The organism is Candidatus Cloacimonadaceae bacterium, from assembly GCA_030693415.1.
GTDB lineage: Bacteria > Cloacimonadota > Cloacimonadia > Cloacimonadales > Cloacimonadaceae > JAUYAR01.
The window spans coordinates 1-3657 of sequence record JAUYAR010000048.1; the positions used below are offsets into that span (position 1 = coordinate 1).

Consider the following 3657-nt stretch of genomic DNA (forward strand, 5'->3'; position numbering starts at 1 on the left):
GGTGACACAAAGACGTCCAGAAACGTCCAAAAGGCACTGTGACAGTTTCCATAGCCAGTCCTATATATCTCTCCACCAATCAAAGCCTTAAGACCACTGTGACAGGTGATACGCATTTGAAACTTTGGGTGACACATTGTAGCAGCATCGGCATGCTGCGCTACACCGCTCTCTCACTTGACTGCGTTAATCAAGCCTTAATCAAGCGTTAATCAAGCGTAATAAAACTAACGCTTGATTAAGGCTTGATTAAGGCTTGATTAACACTTTGGATGTAGCGCAGCTTGCCGAAATTCCAAGCGGATCGTGGGAACGGATCGTGGGTGGATCGTGGGAACAGATCGTGAGAAACATGCCAAAACATGCCGATTTCAGTGGAGCCGTTGGCAATGCTTTGGATCCATCACCCACCCCGTTCTGCTAAATGATTTGACGAACAAAAAAAGGGTGTGGTATTGAAACCACACCCTCATTATGAGATAGACTATTATCAGTGGGTCATCGCCATAAACTTTTCGGCATGCCCCTTATCCTTTGTCTGAAGGCTTACAAAGATGGTGACGGCAAAGACTATCGGCGACACGTAAAGTGCGGGGTTGATAAGTACTTTAATTCCATAAATATAAGGGATATTAAGAAACTTTGCAAAAGTAAAGATCAACGACAGGATCAATCCGATAGAAAGTCCCCAAAGCACACCCTTTTTGGATAGTTTCTTCCACCACAAAGTGAGGAGAACTATTGGAGCAAATGTGCTTGCGGCGATTCCAAAGACCATACCGACCAAAACAGCGACATTCTGATTTTTAAGCCATATTGACGCCAGAATTGCAAGTAAGGCGAAAACGACGGTTCCAATCTTCGCAAAGCGAACGCGCTCTTTATCGCTGCTATGGGGTCTCAAAATGCCGGCGTACAAATCGTGCGAAATGCTGGTGGTCATGGAGATGAGAAGACCAACGGAAGTGCTGAGCATTGCTGCCATCGCCCCAGCCGCTATTATGCCCAGGAGAACCTCGCCGCCGATCTGCTTGCCCAAGAGGGGCACTGCCATATTTGTGGCTTTACCAATCTCGCCTGAGCTTACCAGACTTATCAGCGTTGGATACATTACCTTCATTGCCGCAAGCCCTACAAACAGGACTGAAAAGTAAAAGATGGCAAGTCCGACAATCGTCATTTCCGCGCCCTTCTGGGCGTCTTTTGAGCTTTTCACGGTAAAAAACCGGATCAGGATGTGGGGCAGACCTGCAGTGCCAAGCAAGAGTCCAAGTGCGAGACTAAGCTGATTCCAGATACCCTTGACATCTATACCGGGTGTCAGTGCGCTTGGTGCATCAGGCGCGGCATTTCTAACCGCTACCGTTAAAGCAACGGCATCTTTTACGGTTTCCTTGGGAGCTGCCGCAATTACATCAGCAGCGACGTCCATGGCTATTTTGGGCGGGACAACTTTTGTAGCCTCTGAGATCATGTTTAGAGGATTTCCATTATAATATAGTAGTGCTGCTGCAAATAAGAGGAATAGCATAGCTGCAAGAAGTATTCCACCCTGAATTGCCTGGTTGATAGTAGTTCCTTTCATTCCTCCGACAACGACCATCAAAGCGATAAAACCACCTGAGAGAAAGACAGTTGTCAGATAATTCCATCCAAGCAAAAGGTTAAACAGATGACCTGCTCCCACTATTTGCGGCACCAGATAGAGCGTGCCGATAATAGCTGTTGTAAGCATCGCAAGTACCTTGATACTATTGCCGCTGAATCTTGAGGAAAGTATGTCGCCAACTGTGAATTTTCCTGCTTTTTTCAATGGTCCTGCAAGCACGAGCAGGATCACTATCCAAGCACTGAAAAAACCTAATGCAAGCCACCATCCATCAATTCCGTACAACGCAACCGCGCCGGCAACGCCAAGAAAACTTGCAGCACTGCAATAATCGCCGAACATAGCTGCTCCGTTGAGTTTCCAAGATATTTTACCACCGGCAACATAAAAGTCTTTGGTGGTCTTTGTGGACTTTACGCTTAGAAAGCTGATGATAAGCGAAACAATGATACTTCCCACGACAATAATTACTGCAATCAAGTTTTCCACAGTTTAATTCCAATCCTTCATTGATCTTACCAGATATATACGCGTGATAATAACACCTGCGACAAAGACGAGCGTCCCGACGTAAAACGCTAATGGCAGTCCCATAATATCCACTGCTGCAATGTCTTTAAGCTCTGCAGTGGCAATTATGGCGGCAAAAAAATAGACCACGGCAAAGATAAGAAGCATTAAAAAAGAATATTTCCGCTTCTTTCTGTGCAGTAGCTTATCATAAACTGGTGCGTGTTCTCTTGTTTGTTTCGGTTCATGTTTTTTCATGATTATCTCCCTTCATGACTTGTAAATGGCAATTTTTATATTGGACTATCGCTTGTATCAACACTGCACTTTAGCTACAGCTAATTCTCTTCAATCATCAGTAGGGTGCAAGTGTTGATGTTATTTTCAACTCATTGTTTCACATTTAGTTTTTGAAGAGCTGTCCACCCATGGCAGAACAGGTCTTCGCTTCGCACAATCTATATAGTTTCCATTGAGATCCATCAATAATTTCATGGCATTCCACGAAAACCAAACTCGACTTCCTGTCAAGTTTTTTTCTGTGTCTCGCACTTCAACGCAAAGAACGAGACCGATGTCGCGTGACAAGTATAAACCCTCACTTAAAACTTCAAATTTGATCATCAAAACTTCAAATGTCCAAGTCCAAGTGGCATCGTCAATGGATTTGATACCCGAATGCAGCAAGTAAAGAGTATAATGCTCAGTAGGATACGAACACTGTGAGTATTTTACAATCGATTCAAGGGAAATGTCCAAGTGGGTTAAAAATGTATGAATTTGAAGTTTGTAATGATAAAAAATGCTGAAATTATAGCAGAGTGTCTATGTCCAAGTGCTATCTCAGTAAATGTGTATCTGGTTAGCATTCAGTTTATTAAGCAATTTGTCCAAGTGGTGAAAGTTTGAAGTTTCTAGTTGCAAACCCTCACTTAATTCTTCAAATTTGATCACCAAAACTTCAAATGTCCAAGTCCAAGTGGCATCGTTGAGGAATATGAGACACGAAAGAAGCAAGTAAATAATTTAATGCTCAGTAGGATACGAATACTATGAGGTTTTAAGGCTGATGTAAGGGAAAATGTCCAAGTGGGCTGATAGTGTATGAATTTGAAGTTTGTAATGATAAAACATGCAGAAATAAGGGTAGATTATCAATGTCCAAGTGCAAGCGCTTCAGATTTGTATCTAATTAGCATTCCGTTGATTATGCAATTTGTCCAAGTGGTGAAAGTTTGAAGTTTTTAGTGACGGTTTATAATATGTATAAACCCTCACTTGAATCTTCAATTTTAATCACCAATTGAAAAGAGTCAGTGAAATCTGCAATTAGGGTCACTGAAATCTGCAAATGCCAAAACAGATACACTTCCAATGTTATAAATTCTGCCTTATGAAATCCATATCGGTGTATTGCGTATATCATTACGGATTTTTGATCTTGATTTTACGCTGAGTATAGTGTCAACCACTTGGACATAATAGTGCCCGATTTGCAGGTTTTGGTGATCAAAACAATGAAGTTTAATGAAATTTTG

General features: G+C 42.2%; 2 protein-coding genes. Both read right to left on the minus strand.

Annotated features, from left to right (window positions below):
* Positions 1–490: 490 nt before the first annotated feature.
* The gene (locus Q8M98_03080; protein MDP3113738.1) at positions 491–2098 is read right to left on the minus strand and encodes a cation acetate symporter; all 1608 of its coding nucleotides are present in this window, start codon (positions 2096–2098) and stop codon (positions 491–493) included.
* Positions 2099–2101: 3 nt separating this feature from the next.
* Positions 2102–2377: a DUF485 domain-containing protein gene (locus Q8M98_03085; protein MDP3113739.1), complete on the minus strand. Its 276-nt coding sequence runs from the start codon at positions 2375–2377 to the stop codon at positions 2102–2104.
* Positions 2378–3657: the final 1280 nt, after the last annotated feature.

Bases quoted from the DNA above. Each gene is read 5' to 3' on its own strand.
- Q8M98_03085 (MDP3113739.1), bottom strand. From the start codon at position 2,377: ATGAAAAAACATGAACCGAAACAAACAAGAGAACACGCACCAGTTTAT.